The sequence below is a fragment of the Pseudomonas sp. FW305-3-2-15-E-TSA4 genome (assembly GCF_058787295.1).
This window is the reverse complement of the sequence record NZ_JBYSZP010000004.1, coordinates 277,952-297,821: the sequence shown is the minus strand read 5'-3', so window position 1 is coordinate 297,821 and position 19,870 is coordinate 277,952. Positions and strand designations below refer to the sequence as shown.

Genomic DNA, 19,870 nt, shown 5'->3' with positions numbered 1-19,870 from the left:
TCAGGCTGCGGGTCGGCTCTGGCGCATCGGTAACTCGACGCGAAAGGTTGTGCCCACGCCTGGTTCGCTGCGGACCGAAATGTCGCCACCGTGTTTTTTCACGATGCCGTAGGACAGGGACAGGCCCAGCCCGGTGCCCTGACCGACCGGTTTGGTGGTGAAAAACGGATCGAAGATTTTCTGCAGGATGTCCGGCGCGATTCCCGCGCCGGTATCCGCGACTTCCACCCAGGCCGTGTCCTGCTGCTGCCCGGTACGCAAAGTAATGGTGCCGCGCTCGGGCCCCATGGCCTGCGCCGCGTTGACCACCAGGTTCATGATCACCTGATTGATTTGCGAGGGCAGGCACTCGATGTCCGGCAACGGTTGATATTCCTTGATCACATCGGCCTTGTACTTGAGTTCGCTGGCGACGATGTTCAGCGTCGAGTCGATGCCTTGTTGCAGATTGGCCCACTGCCATTGCTGATGGGTATCGACCCGGGAGAAATCCTTCAGATCCTTGACGATCTGTCCGACCCGGCCAATGCCTTCCTTGGATTCGCGGATCAACACCGGAATGTCTTCGAGCAGAAAATCCAGATCGGCGTCTTTGCGCAGTTGTTCAAGTCGGGCCACGGATTCGCTGTCCGGCGTGGGGCCCAGCGTCTGCCAGGCATCGAGTACGCTCAACAATTGGTTGAAGTAGCCGTCGAGGGTGCCGAGGTTGGAGGAGATGAAGCCGATCGGGTTATTGATTTCATGGGCCACGCCGGCCGCCATTTGCCCCAATGAAGCAAGCTTTTCCGACTGCACCAACTGACTTTCCAGTTGCTTGCGTTCATCTATTTCGCGCTGCAGTTCTTCGCTGGCCTGCTTGAACTGCGCGGTACGCTGGTCGACCAGATGTTCCAGATGATGCATCTGCAACGAGGCGCGTTCGGTCATCTGCCATTTGGTCAGCAGGGTGTTGGCCATCTGCTGCACTTCGATGTTGTCGAACGGCTTTTTCAGGATCAGCAATCGGTCATGCGCTTGCAGACGTTCGAGCAGTTCATCCCAGGAATAATCCGAGTAGGCGGTACACACCACCACCTGCAACTGCGGATCCTGCTGCCACAGGTGTTCGATGGTTTTCGCGCCGTCCCAGCCGTCGGGCATGCGCATGTCGACGAAGGCCAGCGCGTAAGGGCGTTGTTCCTGCAAGGCCTGCATCAGTTTGCCCAGACCTTCCTCGCCGCCGTAGGCCGAGTCCAGCTCGAACGGCGGACGTTCGGCGCGAATCTGAGCGCCAAACAGTGCTGCTTCCATCTCATCCAGCTCCACTGACTGTGCTGCCGGTGGCGCGAGGATCTTGCGGAAGTCTTCATGAATCGACGGCATGTCATCGATCAGCAGAATGCGGCGGTTCGACAGCTCGCTCATGCGTTCTCCGTGACGCTGATCAGGGGGATCTGCAAGGTGAACAGCGCGCCTTTGCCCGGTCCGTCGCTGTGCGCGGTGAGGTGCCCGTTCATCTCGATGGCCGCCAGCGCGCAGCTGTGCAGACCGAAGCCGTGACCTTCCTTGCGGGTGGTGAAACCGTGGGCAAAGATCCGCGTCATGTTTTCCGGCGCGATGCCTTCGCCGTCGTCCCTGACGCTGATTTCGAGGAAGTTGTCATCGACGATTCTTACCGCCAGGGTCATGGTGCGGGGGCGGTTGCTGAGGTCAGACATGGCGTATTTGGCATTGCTGATGAGGTTGATCAGGATCAGCAGCAAACGGTGTTTGTCGCCCATCACCTGCGGCACCTCGGCGTACTCCTTGACCACCGTGACGTGATGCCGGGTCAGGGCCCCGGCGTTCATGCGCAACGCATCTTCGAGCAGCTCGTTGATAAACAGCGGCTCGGTCATGCTGTTGGCGCCGGCGTAGGATTGCTGGGTGGCGACGATGTCCTTGATGTGATCGACGCTTTTGTTCATCTGGTTCAATTCGTCGATCATTTCCTGCTGTTCCTGGGCGATGGCTCCGACCAACTGGTTGAGATAACCGGGGAGCAATTTGCCCTTGGCGTCTTCGCTGAGAAAGGCGCCGAGGTCGTGCGGGTGCTCGTTGATCAGCTGCATCGCCTTGCCCAGGCCCTGGGTCTTGCTGCTGCGCAGCTTGCGCGCGATCAGATCGCTGGAAATGTTCACGCTGTTGAGCACGTTGCCGACGTTGTGCAGCACGTTGGTGGCGATTTCCGCCATGCCGGCCTGACGTGCAGCGTCGAGCAGCTCGCTCTGGGCGTTCTTGAGTTCCCGGGTGCGCTCCTCGACGCGTTGCTCCAGTGCATCGTTGGCGGTTTGCAGGGCCGTATTGACCCGATTGATCTCGGCGAAACTGCCGATCAGGCGGATGGCCAGCCACACCAGCGACAACATCAGCAGCACCGAGAACAGCAGCAGATAGAAGTGGTATTGGCGGTCGACCTGATCGACGCGCTGTTGATCGCGATCGAGCATGGTGGTGAGGGTGTCCAGGCGCTCGGCCACGGGAATGTTTTCGATGCTTTCGAGCAACTGATTGACCAGTGGCTGCTCGCGAGCGATCAGGCTGATGTGATTGCTCATGATCTTGATCGGGGCTTCAAACGCCGGCGGAAGGCGTTGGGCGTTGACCTTCAGTTTGTTCAGGCCGACCTCGATGTCGGCGGCCCTGTCGTCGGAGGTGACCTGGGCGAATTCCAAGGCGCTGAGCAGCAGGTCATAGGTGTCGGTGGTGATGTTCTGCAGCTGTAATTTATCCAGGTCCGCCAGGTTGGCGAGCTGCTCTTGGATGTCGTCTTCGGCGGTGGGCAAAAACGCCAGGGAATTGCGCAGCAGCGCGTTGTGCGATTTGAACTGTTCGACCAGACGGGTTTTCTCCTGCATCGCCTGCAGAAAACCCTCGTGAGCTTCGTTCCATTGCGCCGAGTCGCTGCGACCATGCCCGGATTCGATTGCGTCGAAGCGCGCCCACAGCCGGTTCATCTCGTTCATCGGTGACACCAACGGATCGTAGTTGTGGGTCAGTGCCACCCTGGCCTTGAGGATCTCGTTTTCCCACAGTGAGTTCTGCTGTTTGATCTGCCGGATCAGATCCCGCGACTCGGTGTACGTCATGGTCTGGTCGGAGCTGGACTTGAAGTACAGAAACAGCAGGATCGAGGCCAGTGCCAGGGCGACCAGGGTCAGCAACAGCAGGCTGCGTCGCCGCGAGATGTTGATCATGGTTTGTCTTCCCGTTGGCCGGTCAGGGTTGTCAGAAACAGCATGATCAGCCGTTTGTCCTCTTCGCTGGGCATGCGCCCCAACTGATACTGGAACATCACATCCACGGCCCGTTCGAGGGTGGGCGCCGAGCCGTCGTGGAAATACGGTGCGGTGATCGCGACATTGCGCAGGCTCGGCACCTTGAACACCGCCCGGTCGACTTCGTCGCCGGTCACGTTGAAACGACCCTGATCGGCCACGGTCGGGTTGCCGCGATCGGCAATGTAATCACCGAACACGCCGAATTTCTGGAACATGTTGCCGCCGATGTTCACCCCCTGATGGCAGGCGATACAGCCGTACTCCTTGAAGCGCTGATAACCGTATTTTTCGTCCAGCGTGAGGATGTCGGTATTGCCCAGCAGGTACTGATCGAAGCGTGAGTTGGGGGGCAGCAAGGTACGTTCGAAACTGGCCAGCGCCTGCTGGATGTTGGTCTTGGTCACGCCGTCCGGGTAGGTGGCGGCGAAATCGCGGCGGTAATCGGCGTCGTTGGCGATCCGCTCGACGACCGTGCTCCAGTCGCTGCCCATTTCATGGGGGCTGGTGATGACGACATTGCTCTGTTCTTCCAGCGTCTCGACGCGGCCGTCCCAGAACTGGCGGAAATTGAGGCTGGCGTTGAACACGGTCGGTGTGTTGACCGCCACCGGTTTGCCGTCGAACCCCAGCGAGAGCGCCCGGCTGTCGGCACCGTTCTTGTTCAGTTGGTGGCAACTGGCACAGGACAGTGTGTTGTTGATCGACAAGCGTGGCTCGTGGAATAACCGACGTCCCAGTTCCACGCGCCGGGCGTCCTGCTGTGGCACGGCGGGCAACGGTTTGAGCGGCTCGTCCAGCGGGTCGGCACCGGCCCCGGCGCAGAGTCCGCACAGCAGCAGCGTCATGGCGGGACGGAACAGGTTCATCGGCAATCGTCTCCTTGACTCAAGGCCGGTATCGAGGCGTTCATCGCGCCGTCCACGGTGGCGGGGCTGCGCTGGCCAGCCAGTGCGCAAAGTCGTCAGCCGGTAATGCCTTGCTGAAAAAGTAGCCCTGACCTTCTTCGCAGTCGTGGGCCTTGAGGAACGCCAGTTGCTCGGCGGTTTCGATGCCTTCGGCGATGACGTTGAGCCCCAAACTCTTGCCCAGGCTAATGATGGCGCTGACCAGTGCCGCATCATTGCTGTCATTGCACAGGCCGCGAATGAACGACTGGTCGATCTTCAGCACATCAATCGGAAACCGGCGCAGGTAACTCAGGCTGGAATAGCCGGTGCCGAAGTCATCGATGGCCAGGCGGGTGCCCAGCGCCTTCAAACGATTGAGCGCTGCCATCGTTGTTTCGACGTTCTGCATCAGCACACCTTCGGTGATCTCGATCTCCAGCCAGTCAGGGGCCAGGCCTGTCTGCTCAAGCACGCGTTCGACGCCCGTAACGAAGTCACGCTGGCGAAAATCGATGGGCGACATGTTCACCGACATGCGGATCGGCGGCAGACCGGCTGTTTGCCAGGCGCGGGTCTGGCGACAGGCTTCGCCCAGTACCCATTTGCTCAGGGGAACGATCAGCCCCGTGTCTTCGGCCACTGGAATGAACTGCGCCGGGTAGATCCAGCCGTGTCCCGGTTTCTGCCAGCGTATCAGCGCTTCGGCGCCGACCACGGTGCCGCTGCGCAGGTCGATTTTCGGCTGATAGTGCAGGACAAACTCGTGCTCGTGCAGAGCGCGGCGAATGCCCGACTCGATGCTGTGCTGCTCGCGGGCGTGCTGGTTCATGGCTTCGATGAAGAAGCCAACGCTGTCAGGGCCGTGTTCCTTGACGTTGCGCATCGCCGTCTCGGCTTTCTTGATCAGCTCGATGGCTTCGAGGCCGTCATCGGGGTACACGCTGATGCCGACGCTGGCGGTGACGCTGACGTCATGCCCGGCTATCGTCTGCGGCAGACGAATGGCAGCCAGCAGTTTTTCCGCGACGCCGTGGGTTTGCTGGGGATGGTTGATGTCGCCGAGGATCACCACGAACTCGTCCGAGCCATAGCGAAACACCGAGTCGGAATCACGCACGCATGACAGCAGTTGGCGGGCGGTGCGTTTGAGCATTTCATCGCCCGCCGGATGGCCCAGCGCATTGTTGATGCGCTTGAAGCGATCCAGGCCGAGAAACATCACCACCAGTTGCTTGTCATGGCGCCGGCAGACAGCCATGGCCTGGCTCAGGCGATCACCCAGCAGGGTGCTGTTGGGCAGCTCCGTGAGGCTGTCGTATTGCAACAGATGCGAGACCTTGAGCAATTCGTGAACCCGCGCCTCGATGGTCTGCTCAAGGCTGAGCATCTTCAGCGCCGCGTCCTGCGCCAGTTGCCATTTCCAGGTCAGGGCGTTGGCCATCTGACGGATTTCCAGACTGTCGAACGGCTTTTTCAGGATCAGCAACTGGTCGCCGAATTCCAGCCGTTCGGCCATCGCCTCCCAGCTGTAGTCGCTGTACGCGGTGCACAGGGCAACCTGCAGATTTGGATCGACACGCCATAGCTGTTCGATGGTTTCCAGGCCATCCCAGCCCGGTGGCATGCGCATGTCGATGAAGGCGAGGGCATACGGACTGCCATGGCTCAGCGCCTGTTTGACCAGGGCCAGGGCTTCCTGGCCCTGATAGGCGGAGTCGAGCTGGAAGGTCAGGTGCGGCGATTGGCGGGTACCGAACAGCGTCTGTTCCAACTGATGCAAGTCGACGTCGTCCTGCGCCTGCGGGGCCAGAATCTTGCGAAAGTCTTCATGAATCGCTGGCGTGTCATCGATGATCAGGATGCGCCGGTTGGTCTGGGGGAAGGCCGTTTTCATGCCTCATCCTCCTTGGGGGAGGGCGCCGCGCGGGGCACGTCCCGGAGCAACCGGCCCGCCTGTTCGGCGCTGACCGCTTCGCTGAAATACAACCCCTGTGCGCTGGGCAGCGGTGCTTCGGCACGGGGAACATCAGGTCGATTCAGGGGTGTCTGGCCTTCTGCGATGATGCCGATGTCCAGATCCCGGGCGAAATTGACGATCGCTCGCAGGGCGTTGGCTCCGGCCGCATCCTGGGACGCGCTGGCGATAAAGCCCTGGGCCAGTTTGAGGTGATTGACCCGGTAGGTTTTCAGGTAATCGAACGAGGAATATTCGGTGCCGAAATCATCGATGGCAATCGCCACGCCCAGCTCACGCAGGCGCGGCAATGCATCGTTGTGGGTCCACTTGGTCTGGGCCAGCGTGGCTTCGGTGACATCGAATCGCAGGTCCCAGGGGGCGAGTTCCCAGCGTGCGGTGGTGCGCAGAACGTCGTAGATCAGTTCGGGGCCACTTTTGAGCTGTGCCAGGGAAATCTTGATCGCCATCACTGGCGGGGCGACTCCGTCATTTCGCCACAGGTGCATCTGGTGGCAGGCGTGATTCAGTACCCAGCGTCCGAGCGGAATGATCGCGCCGGTTTTCTCCGCTATCGGTACGAAAGCGGAGGCCGGCAGCAGGCCGAGGCGCGGATGTTGCCAGAGGATTTGCGCCTCCATGCCCAGAATCCTGCCGCTGTGCAGGTCAATCTCCGGTGCGTAATGCAGCAACAGTTGATTGCCCTGAAGGGCGCTGGTCAATTCGTCGACCAGGGTCATGCGTTCGGCCACTTCCCGCGAGATGTCCTCGGAGTGGAAGTGATACTGGTTGCGCCCCATTTCCTTGGCGCGGTACAGCGCCATGTCGGCCTGCCCGAGCAGGCTGTCGGCGTCGAGGCTGAGCCCGCTGTAACTGCTGATGCCGATGCTCACCGAAATGTGCAGCGCATTGCCGGCCAGGTTGTAGGGCGCCAGCAGCGTGTCGCGGATATTGGCTGCCATGGCGGCTGATTGGGTCGGATCGCTGACGTCCAGTTGCAGGATCGCGAACTCATCGCCGCCCAGACGCGCCACCACGTCGCTTTCGCGCACGCCTGATTTGATGCGGCGGGCGACTTCCTGCAGCAGCAGATCGCCCACCGGGTGGCCCAAGGTGTCGTTGATCCGCTTGAAGTGGTCAAGATCCAGGTAAAACACCGCAAACGGCGCAGCGCCCCGACGCGCGGCGGCGAAGGCCTGATGCAGGCGTTCGATCAGCGTGGCGCGATTGGCCAGGCCTGTCAGGCCGTCGGAGCGGGCCAGCAACGCCAGTTTTTCCTCGGCCACGCGGCGCTCGGTGATGTCGAGGATGATGCCTTCGACTTCCAGCAGACGGCCGTCATCATCGCGCACCGGGATATAGCGGTTTTCCACCCAGCGCCAGGTGCCCTGGCCGGTGCGCATCCGGAACTCGATCGAAGCGCCTGACGCATGCCGGTCCAGCACCCGGGCCATGGCGGCATCGACGCTGGCCTGATCGTCCGGGTGAATCAGTTCCTGCGCCCAGTTGGGCGAGCGCAGCAGGTCAGCGGCGACATGGCCGTAGCGGGTGATGTTGTGGGAGATGTACATCAGGGCAAACGACGGATCGCCGCGCAGCCGGTACAGGATGGTCGGGCTGTTCTGCACAATCATGTTGGCGTCGGACAGTTCGCGGGTGCGCTCCTGAACCGCCTGTTCCAACTGGTTCATTTTCAGCTCGGCGTCTTCGGTCATCTGCCATTTGACCGTGAGCGCGCTGGCCATCTGCCGGATCTCGATCGCGTCGAACGGCTTTTTCAGAATCAGCAAGCGGTCATTCAGTGCCAGACGTTGGTCGATGTCTTCCCAGGAATAGTCGGAATACGCCGTGCACAGCGCGACTTGCAGCTTGGGGTCGACTTGCCACAGCCGTTCGATGGTCTCCAGGCCATCCCAGCCTGGCGGCATGCGCATGTCGATGAACGCCATGGCATACGGGCGATTTTCAGCCAGCGCGGCTTCGAGTTTTTCCAGCGCTTCGCGGCCCTGAAAGGCCGAGTCCAGCTCGAAATGCTGGGACGGTGTCGCGGACGGGGTGCCAAACAACAGATTCTCGGTTTCGCCCAGGCCGTCGTCAGCGGGGACGAGCGGGCAGAGAATCTTGGCGAAATCGCCATGAATCGACGGGCTGTCGTCGACGATAAGCACCCGACGATTGATCTGCGCTGCTGGCTGGTTCATGCCGCGCCGCCTATGAGGCCGCTGGCGGGTGTCATCCGGGGCATCCTTTTCCCTCGCAACTTGTCGGTTCGACCGATGGAGTATTGCGCCGTGTTCAGCATAGTCGTCCCGGCGCGACGCCGTGGCCTGTGAGCGAAGATTTGCGTGAATGCAGTCAAAAATCATCTAGCCTTGGACTCAGGCGCGGGCCAGTGAGGCGGTCGGTCGATGTGTCGTTAACCCTGTTTCTTGAGGCCAAGCCATGGAAGAGCAATCCGCCCCTTTGCCGGTACATCGACCCAAGGTGTTGCTGGTCGATGACGAGGAATCGATCCTCAACAGCCTGCGTCGTCTGCTGCGGGGACAACCCTATGACGTCCTGTTGGCGACCAGCGGTGCCCAGGCGCTGGAGATGCTGGAGCAACAGCCAGTGGACCTGGTGATGAGCGATGCGCGCATGCCGAACATGGATGGCGCCTCGTTACTGGCGCATGTCCGTCAACGCTATCCGGCGACCGTGCGCATCATGCTCACCGGTTATGCCGACCCGTCGGCAATCATCAAGGCGATCAACGACGGGCAGATTCACCGCTACATCAGCAAACCGTGGAATGACGAGGAGTTGCTGCTGATCCTGCGCCAAGCCCTCGAACATCAGCATTCCGAGCAGGAGCGCCTACGTCTGGAGCGCTTGACCCAGGTGCAGAACGACCAGCTCAAGCTGCTCAACAGCACCCTGGAAAAGCACGTCGCGGCGCGCACTGCCGAACTGCAGCAGACCGCCGACATGCTTGACCTGGCCTACGAAGAACTCAAACACAGCTATGTCACCGGCACCGAAGTGTTCTCGCTGCTGGCCAATCTGCGTCTGCCACCTGCGAAGCAGACCAATCGGCAGATCATCGAACTGGTGCGCAGCTACTGCAAACAGCACGCTCTGGACGAGGCCTCAAGCCGCGATCTGACCATGGCCGCCGCGCTGTACAACATCGGTAAACTGAGCTGGACCGACGGCATGATGACCACGCCTTCGGATCTGCTGCGTCACACCGATCGCGAGCGTTATCGCAGCTATCCGAAGCAGAGCGAATCGCTGTTGATGACGCTGGACCCGATGAAGGACGCGGCGCGCCTGATCCTGCATCACCAGGAGCGCTGGGACGGCAGCGGTTTTCCTGACCGGCTCAAGGGCGAGGCGATTCCGTTGGGGTCGCGGTTGCTGAAACTGGCAGTGGATTTCGTCGAGTTGCAACGCGGCCTGATCCTCGAACGGCATTTGAACAGCGACGAAGCGTTGCTCTATCTGCGGCAGTACGCCGGGCGTTTGTATGATCCCGAGCTGGTCGAAGATTTCATTCAGGTGTGCGCGGCATTTCTGGGCGACGTCACCCTGGCCGACCCGTCGGTTAAGGTGCTGGCCACCCGGGACCTGGCGGCAGGGATGATTCTGGCGCGTAATCTCAATGCCGATAACGGCATGCTGCTGCTCAACGCCGGCAAGGTGCTCAGCGCACTGCTGGTGGAAAAGCTGATTGCCTTCGAAGCCATGGAGGGCGGCAAATACAAGATATTCGTCAAGCTGCCCGAGGAGGATGAAACCGCGCTCAAGGCTCAGGGGGAGTGACCTGTGAGGTGACTGAATCAGGCCGGGCATGGGATCCTTGCGGTTTTTCCAGGCCGGTGGCTGACCCATGACCTCTGCATCCGTTGTCGCTCCAAACCTCATCCGTATCGCCGCGGCGCTGTTGCTCAACGCCGAAGGCCAGACTCTGCTGGTGCGCAAGCGCGGCACCACGGCGTTCATGCAACCGGGCGGCAAGATCGAAGCCCATGAGTTGCCGGTGCACGCACTGGCCCGCGAGCTGGAAGAAGAGCTGGGCCTGCAAATCGACCCGGCGCAGGCCTGCTTCCTTGGCCAGTTCTCGGCGCCGGCAGCCAACGAGCCGGGATTCGTCGTGCAAGCGGAGATTTTTCAGTTGACCATCGTCGCCGATGTGACGCCCGCTGCCGAAATCGAGGAAGTGCTCTGGATCGATCCCGCCACTGATCCTGCTGTGGTTCTGGCGCCATTGACACGCGACCTGATCCTGCCGTTTTATCGCAGCTCACTGATGGCGCTCGCCTGATCATTCACGCAAAGGACATTGCCATGATCCCGCTTCAAGACCTGCTGATCTTCGCCGCCGCCGCGCTGTTGATGGTACTGACGCCGGGGCCGAACATGATCTACCTGATCTCGCGTTCGATCTGTCAGGGGCGCAAGGCCGGAGTCACCTCGTTGTTCGGTGTGGTCGCCGGATTTTTCGTGCACATGTTTGCCGCGGCCGCCGGCTTGACCGCGGTGTTTTTGGCGGTGCCGCTGGCTTATGAAGTGCTGAAGTGGGCCGGTGCGCTGTATCTGCTGTGGCTGGCCTGGCAAGCGGTCAGACCCGGTGCGCGCTCGCCGTTCGAAGCGCAGCAACTGCCGGCGGATTCGTCGCGCAAACTGATCACCATGGGCTTTCTTACCAGCGCACTGAACCCGAAAATCGCCGTGTTTTACCTCTCGGTGTTTCCGCAATTCATCAGCCCCGAACACGGTTCTGTGTTCACCCAGAGCATCATTCTTGGCCTGACCCAGATCAGCGTCAGTTTCAGCGTCAATCTGCTGATCGCGCTGTTCGCAGCGGGCATCGCGTCGTGGTTCGTGCGCAATCCGACATGGCTGGCGCTGCAGCGTTACTTCATGGGTTTTGTACTCGCCGGTCTGGCGGTGCGCCTGATGCTTGAACAACGCAGGACGGCCTGAACATGTGGATCGAACGCCTCGACGCCAGTCATGCCCTGGCTTACCGCGAGCTGATGCTCGAAGCCTACGACCGCCATCCGCAGGCCTTCACCTCCAGCGTGCGCGAGCGCGCGGTGATGCCGCTGAGCTGGTGGGAAGCGCGGCTGACCAGCAAGCTCGACGTGGTGCTCGGTGCGTTCGAGGAAGGCACACTGGCCGGCATCGTCGGCCTGGCATTCGAGCCGCGAGAAAAGGCCCGCCATAAGTCGACCCTGTTCGGCATGTACGTCTCAGCCGATTTTCGCCAGCACGGCCTGGGCCATGCATTGGTGCAGGCCGCCATCGCCGAAGCACACACCCATCCTGCACTGAAACTCATCCAACTGACCGTCACCGCCGGCAACGCCGCCGCGTTCTCCCTGTACCAACGCTGCGGCTTCATCCAGTTCGGCCTTGAGCCGCTGGCGGTGCGGGTCGGCGAAGACTACTTCGACAAGATTCACATGTGGCGACAACTCTGATCGTCCCCCTAAGTGAGAGGTTTTTGTGGCGAGGGGATTTATCCCCGATGGGCGGCGAAGCAGCCCCAAATCCTACAAACGCGGGCTATCTGAAACACCGAGTGCACAGGTCTCAGGGCTGCTGCGCAGCCCATCGGGGATAAATCCCCTCACCACAATGAATCTTTTTGTCTCGCAAATGTTCTCGGTTTACCGTCAGTCATGAGGCACCTTGGTGTCAGCGAACCGCGCTGACCCCATCCAGCGTCGAGAACGAGGTGTCCTTGGCGGTCAGCAGGAAATCGCGCATGTAAGGCGCATCGAGCATGTCCGCACGAATCGCCGCGTACAGCGTGGCAAACAGACCTTTCTCACCCAGGCGCTTGGCCTTTACGTAGCCGCGTGAGCTGTATTCGTGCAGCGCCCAGTGCGGCATGCCGCAGACGCCACGGCCGCTGGCGACCAGTTGCATCATCATCACCGACAGCTCCGAGGTGCGCACTTGCGCCGGTTCGATGTCGGCCGGTTCGAGGAAGCGGGTGAAGATGTCCAGCCGATCGCGTTCTACCGGGTAGGTGATCAGGGTTTCAGTCAGCAGGTCTTCGGGGACGATGTACGGTTTGCTCGCCAGCGGGTGCTGGTTGGCCACCGCGAGCATCGCTTCGTAGGTGAACAGCGGCACGTAAGTGATGCCGGCGATGTCCAGCGGATCGGAGGTCACCACCAGGTCCAGATCGCCGCGGGCCAGTGCCGGCAACGGGGCGAAGGCGAAGCCCGAGGCGAGGTCGAGTTCGACTTCCGGCCAGGCGTCGCGGAACTGGTCGATGGTCGGCATCAGCCACTGGAAACAGCTGTGGCATTCGATCGCCATGTGCAAACGCCCGGCGGTACCCCCGGCCAGACGACTGATGTCGCGTTCGGCAGCGCGCAGCAGCGGCAGAGTCGCGTCAGCCAGTTGCAGCAGGCGCAGGCCGGCGCTGGTGAAACGCACCGGTTTGGTCTTGCGCACGAACAACGGCATGCCCAGGCGTTCCTCCAGTTCCTTGAACTGGTGCGACAGCGCCGATTGGGTCAGGTGCAGACGGTCGGCGGCATCGACCAGGCTGTCGGCCTCGCGCAGGGCATGCAGGGTTTTCAGATGACGGATTTCAAGCACTGCTGGCCCCATGAGAAAAATTTGTGATCAGGACGAAAGCAGTGAGTTTGTCTCATGTTGACGACCCTGTCGACCGCTCAAGCAGCGGGGCACAGCCAGTGCCCCGCTGCTTTTTGCCTTAGAGATCTGCGAAATGCCGAATGCCCAGCGGTTTGCCGATATCGCCACGCCAGATCGCTTCGACTTGCGCACCGCCGGCGGCCTGGGCCTGCTGCCATTGCAGGCCGAGATTGCGTTGTTCCGGCAATTTCAGGTGGGCTTTGACGAAGTCGGCGAACGGCACCTTGTCCGAGGTGTAGTGAAAGTGGGCGAACCACAGCGTGCGCGGTGGGGTGCTGGTGAGGTCGCGCACTTGGTATTCCTGAAGGAAATCCTTGCGTCCGTCAGCGCGCTTGCCCAGTGCCCGCAATGAACCTTCGCGGCGGATATCCACCACTTGCTGTTGCAGCAAATAGTCCAGATAGCCTTCGGTGGGTGTCTTGCTGCGCAGTGACTGATCAATGCGCAGGGTACGACCGGTACGTCGCAGCTCACCGGCCTTGGCGTGCAATTGCAGCACCAGTGGTTCGGTCGGCGATAACCGTTCGATGGCCTGGGCGCGGATGCTCAGCTCAGTCGCTTCGCTGCTGAACATGTGTTCCAGATCCACCGGCAACATGTCCTGACGGGTGTAGCCCTGCACCTTGGCGCTGTAGGCCGCAACCGCCTCCAGACGTTTTCGCGCTTCCGCGAGCAATGGTTGAACATCGGTTGGCAGCGGTGTTGTGGCAGGTGCGGGGCGGGCTTGCAGATGATATTTGCCGCTGGAGCGCGGCAGCCAGGTTTCGCGGAAACCGTCGATGCCTTCGACGGTAAAGCGTTTTTCCCGGGTGCCGGGGTCAATGCTTTCGGTACCGATCAGCAACTGGTTGTCCTCGGTTTCGAACAGTTGCCTGCCGCCCGGCTCTCGCGGTTTGATCGGCGGACGCTGTTTGATCGAGTGCCGCGCGTGTGCTTCGACCTTGGTCAGGCCATCGAGGAATGGCCCGACCTGTTCCAGATCCAGATGCTGCGCATAACCCAGCGTCCAGGCGTTGAGCTGACGACGGAAACCGGCATAGATCTGCAGGCAATCCTCGATCACCTGTTTGCGCTCGACCAGGCTGGCGCTGACTTCTGGCAGGTGATGCTGGGTCAGCAGTGCGCGCCCGACCTTGACCCGGGCGTCTTTGAGCTGGGTATGAAAATACACCCAGGACAGGTCGCTGACCGCATCGTAGCGAGTAATGATTTCCAGCAGATGTGCAGTTCTCAGGTAGTGGTGCGTGTTGTCGCCCAGGTTGCGGTTGAGCGCGGTCATGTCTTTCGCCATCTGGGCTTTCTGCGCGCGATTGCTGATGCGGTTGTTCCACAGGTTGGCCTGCTCGGTGATTGTGTGCAGTTGATCGAACTCCTTGAGGAAATCCTTGCGTACCAGCTTGCGCCGGGCCATGAGTTCTATATGGGCCGCTGTATTGCCGAAAGGGGTGGCATCGGATTCGGCGACCAGTGCGTCGATGCGGTTCAGGTGTTCCAGCAAGCGGTCGCGGGCAACAGTGACGCGCTGCACGGCGCGGTCGGCCACGATCCAGGCACAGCGGCTGCGGATGTCTTCGATCTGCAGACGCTTGCGGCCATGGCTCAAGGGCAACAGTTCGGCAAGGTTGTCGTATTGGGCGATCGCGAGATCGATGTCATTCAGGCATGCTGCGTCGACTGCTGTGTGTAGTGGCTTGCGCTGGGCAACGTCGAGTTTCTGGTAGTTCTCCAGCAGCTGGTTGGAAGCGCGTGTCTGGGTATCAAGGCGCCGGGTATAGGCGTCGGCGGTGTTGGTCAGGGTCAATTGCCTGCGCAGTTGCCGATCGGTCCACCAGCGCGGCAACCACTGGCGAATTGGCGCGGGCCAGAGCGGGTCCATGCCGTCGGCCAGATGTCCGAGCACCGCGCCGCCGCCGGCACCGCCACCGTCCATAACGGTGCCGTACACCGCGTAATGGGTGTTCCACTGGCCGTTTTCGTCGAGGGCGATCGGTTGTTTGTAGCTGCGCATCCGTGAGCCATAAAGCCTCCAGCCACGCGGCGCATCGCTGAGCTGAACCCGATAGATACGGCCCTGACGAACGATGAAGTCGCCATCGGCGTGGCGGTAGACGTTGCGATAGACACCGTGGGTGGCCGGGTGCAGGCCGGCGAGGGAGATTTCGAATTCGTACTCGTAACCCTTGAAACGCTCGAGCGTCTGCCTGGTCCATTGCCAGGACGTCGACATCGCGGCGGATCTGCACAGTGCCGCGCGTTGCCGCTGGCGGCTGGCCAGACGAGCGGCTGCGGGTGCCGAGACGGTTCCGGGAAGCACATCCATTGTCGCGTCAATCAATGACAGCAGCACCGCCTCTACCTCCGCCAGCCCATGCCCGAGCTCGCCGCGCAAGAACGCCGCGACGGCCAGATTGGCACTGTTCCAGGCGTCATACAGGGCCACGGCCGCGCCCACGAACGGCAACATGCCGATAGCCATTTTCAGATAGTTGAACAACGCCCCGGACTTCAGTGCACAGCGTTCGAGATACAACGCATCGTTGGAACGTGAACTGCTGCGATGGGCCTCCAGCAACCGGCCCATGTGCACGTTCAGTAAATGAATGGCCAGTGATGTGGTCGCCGGCCAGGCCATCCCGACGCCGATCAGCGCATCGAAATTGCGCAGTTGGGCCTGGTTGATCCGGCTGACATGGCTGGCAAAATCGCCGCTCACGGCGCGTCCGGCCAGGTAGCTGACCATTTTGCTGTCCACACAACGCCTGAACAGATCCACCCGCGCCTGTTCCAGCGTTTCGTATTGACGCAGGAAGATCGCGTCGGGGCTGTCGGGCAGGTACAGCAGGGTCAGGCCACTGGTTTGCTCGACAATGAACGTGACACCCGCGAGCGTGCTCGGTCCCTGATGCGCGGTGTCCTCTCCACCGACGGTCAGGTGCACCGGCAGCAGCGCGATGCGTTGTCCATTCACGGCATACGCCGGAGGTGTAGTCGCCTCGATGGCGACTTTCAGCACGGCATGGCCTGCATTGTCGATGTGCCGTTGCAGCAGGGCGAACTCACCTTGCAACCTGAGCATCAGCCGCCACGGTTCGCTCAGGCATTCACGGCGCCAAGCCTGCTGAAACGCCGATTCTCCCGGCGCGCCGAAAAATGCCTGGCGAATCAGTTCTTCGTAACGTCCGGGCAGATCCAGCTCTGTTACCAGATTGCGCAAATAGGCCGGGGTGATCCCGGCTTCGAGGCGCTGTCGATCAGTGGGGTTCTCGGCGCGGATCCTGGCCCGCATGAAGGACAGGCGCCACTGCACCTCCTGATCGATGTTTTCCTGTGCCAGTTGTTCAAGGGTGAGGTCGCCGCGCTTGTCGCTCGCGGTCAGGATATTGCGTTGCGGTGTGCCAGGCGCGGCGCCTTCCATCACGGTTTTTTGCCAGAAGGTCGAGTCGGGCAGGTCGAGGCTCACGCTCGCGCTTTGTTTGAGCGCGAAGTCTGCGCGCAAGCGGGCGTCGATGCGTTGTTCGGCGAAGGCCTGACGCGGCGGTAATTCCCGTTCGAGCAACGCATGAGCGCGTTGCATGGCGCCGAGGTACTGGCTGATCAGCGTTTTGATCTGTGCACGTGGCGCGTCGTCCAGCTTTTCAAACCATGCAGGCAGGTTGCCGGCCAGCGCCGCGCTGCGATCTTGCGCCTGACGTTCGGTAAATGCCCGTTCACGGGCCTGCGCGACCGCTACGGTCAGGCGTGGCAGATATTGTTCGCGCAGCTTTTCCATCTCGGCCCGGCGCTCGTCGGCACGGCCGGGCAGCGGGTTGTCACGCAGGATCTGCGCGGCCTGCTGTTCGCATTGATAGAGCTGTCGATCAAGGGACCAGGCCAGAGGGTCCCCCGTGAGCGGCGTCAGGTGCAGGGTCAGCCCGCCGTCGTTCGGCGAATGTTTGAACAGGTCCTGTGCCAGCGCTGTACGTGAAGTAAAACGTTGCAGCCCGCCGAACTCGCCCGGCCAGTAAAGCAGCAGGCTGTCGCTCGAGTCAGGCTCCAGTGCGGCGGTCGTCGCTATGATCAGTACGCCATGCAGCTCCTCGACGGCGGTCATGTTCTGATCTGCCGCCGCCAGCGATAGGCGGGCGATAACCCCGTCCGCTGTCGGCAGATGGCGCCCCGGTGCGTCCAGCATCGCGATGATTCGCCGATGCTCCTCGACGGTCAGCTGATCCAGCGCCCTTTGCAGTTCGACCTCGGCGCGCAGCCCTGCGATACGGGCCTGAAGCAGGGCGTGGTAGTGCTGGTTGCTGGCCTGGCGCAGTTCGAGCATCGTCAGCGGATGGTGGCTGTCGAGCAGGGCGGATGCCGCGTCATGACTGGCTTGCTGCGCCTCGCTCAAAGCGTCGAATCGTTGCGCCAGTTGCTGACGTTGCGGGCTGTTCAGCTCGGCGTCGCCAAACAAGCGGTCGAGCGCACGTTGTTCAAGCGCCAGCGTCTGCCGGCGCGCGTCCAGGGGAATATCGGCAACCAGCAAACCGAAGGGCGCAACTTCATCGACGGTTTGCCCGGCACTCTCCGGCAGGGTGGGCGCGACCGGGAAAAATTTGTCGAGCGCGGCCCAACTGGCACCGCTGCTTGCCGATGTGGACAGCAGTGGTTCAATTGCGCGTGTGAGTGGATCGCTACCGAACTCGATGAAGTCCAGCGAGGTGATGCGTAACGGATCCGGCTGCTGGTCAATCAGCCAGCGTTCCAGCGCGGTCTGCTGTTCGAAACGGATCAACGGTTGCGAGTGCGTGGGCAGATAAAGCAGCAGCGTTTCCTCCAGCTTGATCAGCAACGTGCCGTACACACGCAGGCGGCTGTTATCGACGCGGTTGAGTACCGGTTGCGCGACCCGCAGGTCCGCCGCGACCTTGTTCGAAGGGGGGAGGAGCTGCGACAGCCTCTGTCGTTGTATGGCGTCGAGCCTGCCTTCGGCCCCCGCCCAATGAAGCGCGGCCTCGAAATGCCGGTGATAGAGGCTCAGGGCATGCTCGCGCCGCGACAGCGCAGTGCCGGGCGCGCGGACATCCCACCAGGCGCTTTCGGGTTGTTGGGGATGGTGGGCCAGGAGATCCAGCCATTGCTGGTGACAGTCGTTCAAACGAGCCGTCGCCAACAGGTAAAGCGTTTGATCGACGTATGGCTGTAATCGTTGATCAAGGCCGAAGTCGGCCGTTGCAGAGGGCAGTGCGTGGGACATGCGACAAGGCTCCAGAGGGCATGCAGACCGGGTAATCCCGGCCTTCGTGCCTATTAGAGGCGCGCTCTCACAGGCCCATGCGGTACATGGTTATCGCTGGGTAGTGGTTTTGTTTCAGAGGATGTACAGCCCGCTCCGGCCTGATTCGTTGCCTTCATCGCGTTGGCGTAGAAGATCGTGTCGGACGTCGGAACGCTGTGCAGGATGACCGCTCGGCAATCTTCATCAAACTGTCACGCAACTGTGGCAGCGCGCTTGAACAAACTTCATCAGACTCGCGCTCTACTGGGGTTCTGCGTTTCGGTGTTTCTTCATGCGTTTATTTTTTCTGTTGGCCGCGCTGTTGTTCGGCCTGCCGTCGATGGCGGCTTCGCGTTGCGACGTCAATGTACCGACTGAACGGGTCGATCTGGCACAGGTGAGCCTGGCGTACCAGAGCATCGGCCGTGCCTCGGATCCGGCGCTGTTGCTGGTCATGGGCCTGGGTGGTCAGTTGATCCACTGGCCGGACGAAGTGGTGGTTGCGCTGTGTCAGCAGGGCTTTCGGGTGATCCGCTACGACAACCGCGATGTCGGCCTGTCGACCTGGCGGCAGGCCCCGGCCGAGGCCAACCTGACCTTTGAAGTGCTGCGCTACAAACTCGGCTTGCCGGTGTCGGCGCCGTACTCGCTGACGGACATGGCCGACGATGCGCTGGGCTTGATGGACGCTTTGCACGTCGACCAGTTTCACGTATTGGGCGCGAGCATGGGCGGGATGATCGCCCAGCATCTGGCGGCGATGGCACCGCAGCGGGTAGAGAGTCTGACGCTGATCATGACCAGTTCCGGCGCTGAAGGTTTGCCGGCACCGAGTGCGGCGCTGGTGCAACTGCTGGCGCGGCGCGGCGCGCCGAATCGCGAGGTGGCGCTGGAACAGCAGGCCGATCTGCTGGCGGCGCTCGGTAGCCCGGCGGTCACCGATGACCGGCAAGCGTTGCTGCATCAGGCGGCGGTGGCCTACGACCGGGCGTTCAACCCTGAAGGTGTGAAACGGCAGATCATGGCGATACTTGCCGAGCCGAGCCGGGTGGCCTTGCTCAATCAACTGCGCGTGCCGACCCTGGTGGTGCACGGCACGGCCGATCCGCTGTTGCCGGTGATGCACGGCGTGCATCTGGCGGCGCACATTCGTGGCAGTCAGTTGAAGCTGATTCCGGGGCTGGCTCATCGCTTTCAGGAGGCGTTCAAGGCGCCCTTGCTGGCGGCGGTGTTGCCGTATTTGCAGGCGCATCGTGAAGACACGTCGCACTGGGCGCAGATCGAACCGGTGGCAAGCGGCAACCTGCTGTAGCTGAGGTTTTAGCGGTGTTGACTCGGGCCTCTTCGCGAGCAAGCCCGCTCCCACAAGGGGAACCGTATTCCGAATGTGGGAGCGGGCTTGCTCGCGAAGGGGCCATCACTGTCACTCAAAGAGTAGGCAGGTGTATCCGGGGCGAGCCGGCAGATCCTGAGTGAAGCCAATGCTGTGATCAGCTGTGCAGGCGCACCCAGACCGTGACCAGCACGGTCGCCGCGATCAGCCACGCGACCACCGCCACCGCCAGTGAAGCCTCCAGGCGCATGCGGTCCACCAGCACGTACAGCGTCGTCAGATAGATAAAGTACGGAATGATCGACCACATGCCGAACACAATCGTCGCCTTCAGATCGTCGATCGAACGACCTTTGCCGACGATGTAGTGGGCGATCAGGGCGAAGGTCGGAAACAGCGGCACCAGTCCGGCGATGTAGTAGTTTTTGGTCTTCGACAGCGCGGCGAGGATCACCACCACCGCCGCGCCGAGTGCCGCTTTGAGTATCA

13 protein-coding genes are annotated in these 19,870 nt (G+C 61.5%); 5 read left to right on the top strand and 8 right to left on the bottom strand.

The features are described from left to right. Genes AC3WMV_RS07565 through AC3WMV_RS07545 form a run of 5 tightly spaced genes read right to left on the bottom strand, consistent with a single transcriptional unit; the run spans position 1 to position 8,341 of the window. Positions 1 to 1,404, bottom strand: coding sequence for an ATP-binding protein (locus AC3WMV_RS07565; RefSeq protein ID WP_097086081.1), 1,404 nt, complete (start codon positions 1,402 to 1,404; stop codon positions 1 to 3). Then, positions 1,401 to 3,215: a DAHL domain-containing protein gene (locus AC3WMV_RS07560; RefSeq protein ID WP_096795588.1), complete on the bottom strand. Its 1,815-nt coding sequence runs from the start codon at positions 3,213 to 3,215 to the stop codon at positions 1,401 to 1,403. Before AC3WMV_RS07560 ends, AC3WMV_RS07565 begins: the two co-directional genes overlap by 4 nt. Continuing rightward, entirely contained in the window at positions 3,212 to 4,165 is a 954-nt protein-coding gene (locus AC3WMV_RS07555; protein ID WP_097086079.1) for a cytochrome-c peroxidase, read from the bottom strand. The genes AC3WMV_RS07560 and AC3WMV_RS07555 overlap by 4 nt, the downstream gene beginning before the upstream one ends. A gap of 40 nt (positions 4,166 to 4,205) precedes the next feature. Beyond that, the gene (locus tag AC3WMV_RS07550; protein ID WP_097086077.1) at positions 4,206 to 6,080 is read right to left on the bottom strand and encodes a putative bifunctional diguanylate cyclase/phosphodiesterase; all 1,875 of its coding nucleotides are present in this window, start codon (positions 6,078 to 6,080) and stop codon (positions 4,206 to 4,208) included. Continuing rightward, complete coding sequence (locus AC3WMV_RS07545) at positions 6,077 to 8,341, bottom strand: GGDEF/EAL domain-containing response regulator (protein ID WP_097086075.1); 2,265 nt, start codon at positions 8,339 to 8,341, stop codon at positions 6,077 to 6,079. The genes AC3WMV_RS07550 and AC3WMV_RS07545 overlap by 4 nt, the downstream gene beginning before the upstream one ends. Before the next feature lie 241 nt (positions 8,342 to 8,582). Between AC3WMV_RS07545 and nosR the strand changes: the two genes are divergently transcribed. The 4 genes from nosR (at position 8,583) to AC3WMV_RS07525 (ending at position 11,608) form a co-directional block, all read left to right on the top strand. Beyond that, entirely contained in the window at positions 8,583 to 9,944 is a 1,362-nt protein-coding gene (gene nosR, locus AC3WMV_RS07540; protein ID WP_103367366.1) for a response regulator c-di-GMP phosphodiesterase, NosR family, read from the top strand. 67 nt (positions 9,945 to 10,011) lie between these two features. Then, positions 10,012 to 10,446, top strand: coding sequence for an NUDIX hydrolase (locus AC3WMV_RS07535; protein WP_027612085.1), 435 nt, complete (start codon positions 10,012 to 10,014; stop codon positions 10,444 to 10,446). Positions 10,447 to 10,469: 23 nt separating this feature from the next. Then, complete coding sequence (locus tag AC3WMV_RS07530; protein ID WP_027612084.1) at positions 10,470 to 11,108, top strand: LysE family translocator; 639 nt, start codon at positions 10,470 to 10,472, stop codon at positions 11,106 to 11,108. A gap of 2 nt (positions 11,109 to 11,110) precedes the next feature. After that, entirely contained in the window at positions 11,111 to 11,608 is a 498-nt protein-coding gene (locus tag AC3WMV_RS07525; protein ID WP_103367367.1) for a GNAT family N-acetyltransferase, read from the top strand. A 217-nt stretch (positions 11,609 to 11,825) separates the two neighbouring features. Here AC3WMV_RS07525 and metR read toward each other — a convergent pair whose 3' ends face one another. Beyond that, positions 11,826 to 12,743 (bottom strand): transcriptional regulator MetR, encoded by a 918-nt coding sequence (metR, locus tag AC3WMV_RS07520; RefSeq protein ID WP_007968856.1) that lies wholly within the window; start codon positions 12,741 to 12,743, stop codon positions 11,826 to 11,828. Between the two features lie 118 nt (positions 12,744 to 12,861). Next, a complete protein-coding gene (locus AC3WMV_RS07515; RefSeq protein WP_103367368.1) occupies positions 12,862 to 18,027 on the bottom strand; it encodes a dermonecrotic toxin domain-containing protein in 5,166 nt (1,721 codons plus the stop codon). Between the two features lie 313 nt (positions 18,028 to 18,340). On the opposite strand from AC3WMV_RS07515, the gene AC3WMV_RS07510 reads away from it, so the two are divergent. Next, positions 18,341 to 19,360 carry an alpha/beta fold hydrolase gene (locus AC3WMV_RS07510; protein ID WP_096795596.1) on the top strand — a complete coding sequence of 340 codons (1,020 nt, stop codon included), beginning with the start codon at positions 18,341 to 18,343 and terminating at the stop codon, positions 19,358 to 19,360. A gap of 178 nt (positions 19,361 to 19,538) precedes the next feature. On the opposite strand, the gene AC3WMV_RS07505 is transcribed toward AC3WMV_RS07510, so the two are convergent. Continuing rightward, positions 19,539 to 19,868 carry a GlpM family protein gene (locus tag AC3WMV_RS07505; protein WP_177408932.1) on the bottom strand — a complete coding sequence of 110 codons (330 nt, stop codon included), beginning with the start codon at positions 19,866 to 19,868 and terminating at the stop codon, positions 19,539 to 19,541. Positions 19,869 to 19,870 lie beyond the last annotated feature (2 nt).

What these genes read in the sequence shown, in the direction of transcription:
- AC3WMV_RS07565 (WP_097086081.1), bottom strand. Translation starts at nt 1,404, where the DNA reads ATGAGCGAGCTGTCGAACCGCCGCATTCTGCTGATCGATGACATGCCG.
- AC3WMV_RS07560 (WP_096795588.1), bottom strand. Translation starts at nt 3,215, where the DNA reads ATGATCAACATCTCGCGGCGACGCAGCCTGCTGTTGCTGACCCTGGTC.
- AC3WMV_RS07555 (WP_097086079.1), bottom strand. Translation starts at nt 4,165, where the DNA reads ATGAACCTGTTCCGTCCCGCCATGACGCTGCTGCTGTGCGGACTCTGC.
- AC3WMV_RS07550 (WP_097086077.1), bottom strand. Translation starts at nt 6,080, where the DNA reads ATGAAAACGGCCTTCCCCCAGACCAACCGGCGCATCCTGATCATCGAT.
- AC3WMV_RS07545 (WP_097086075.1), bottom strand. Translation starts at nt 8,341, where the DNA reads ATGAACCAGCCAGCAGCGCAGATCAATCGTCGGGTGCTTATCGTCGAC.
- nosR (WP_103367366.1), top strand. Translation starts at nt 8,583, where the DNA reads ATGGAAGAGCAATCCGCCCCTTTGCCGGTACATCGACCCAAGGTGTTG.
- AC3WMV_RS07535 (WP_027612085.1), top strand. Translation starts at nt 10,012, where the DNA reads ATGACCTCTGCATCCGTTGTCGCTCCAAACCTCATCCGTATCGCCGCG.
- AC3WMV_RS07530 (WP_027612084.1), top strand. Translation starts at nt 10,470, where the DNA reads ATGATCCCGCTTCAAGACCTGCTGATCTTCGCCGCCGCCGCGCTGTTG.
- AC3WMV_RS07525 (WP_103367367.1), top strand. Translation starts at nt 11,111, where the DNA reads ATGTGGATCGAACGCCTCGACGCCAGTCATGCCCTGGCTTACCGCGAG.
- AC3WMV_RS07515 (WP_103367368.1), bottom strand. Translation starts at nt 18,027, where the DNA reads ATGTCCCACGCACTGCCCTCTGCAACGGCCGACTTCGGCCTTGATCAA.
- AC3WMV_RS07510 (WP_096795596.1), top strand. Translation starts at nt 18,341, where the DNA reads ATGCGTTTATTTTTTCTGTTGGCCGCGCTGTTGTTCGGCCTGCCGTCG.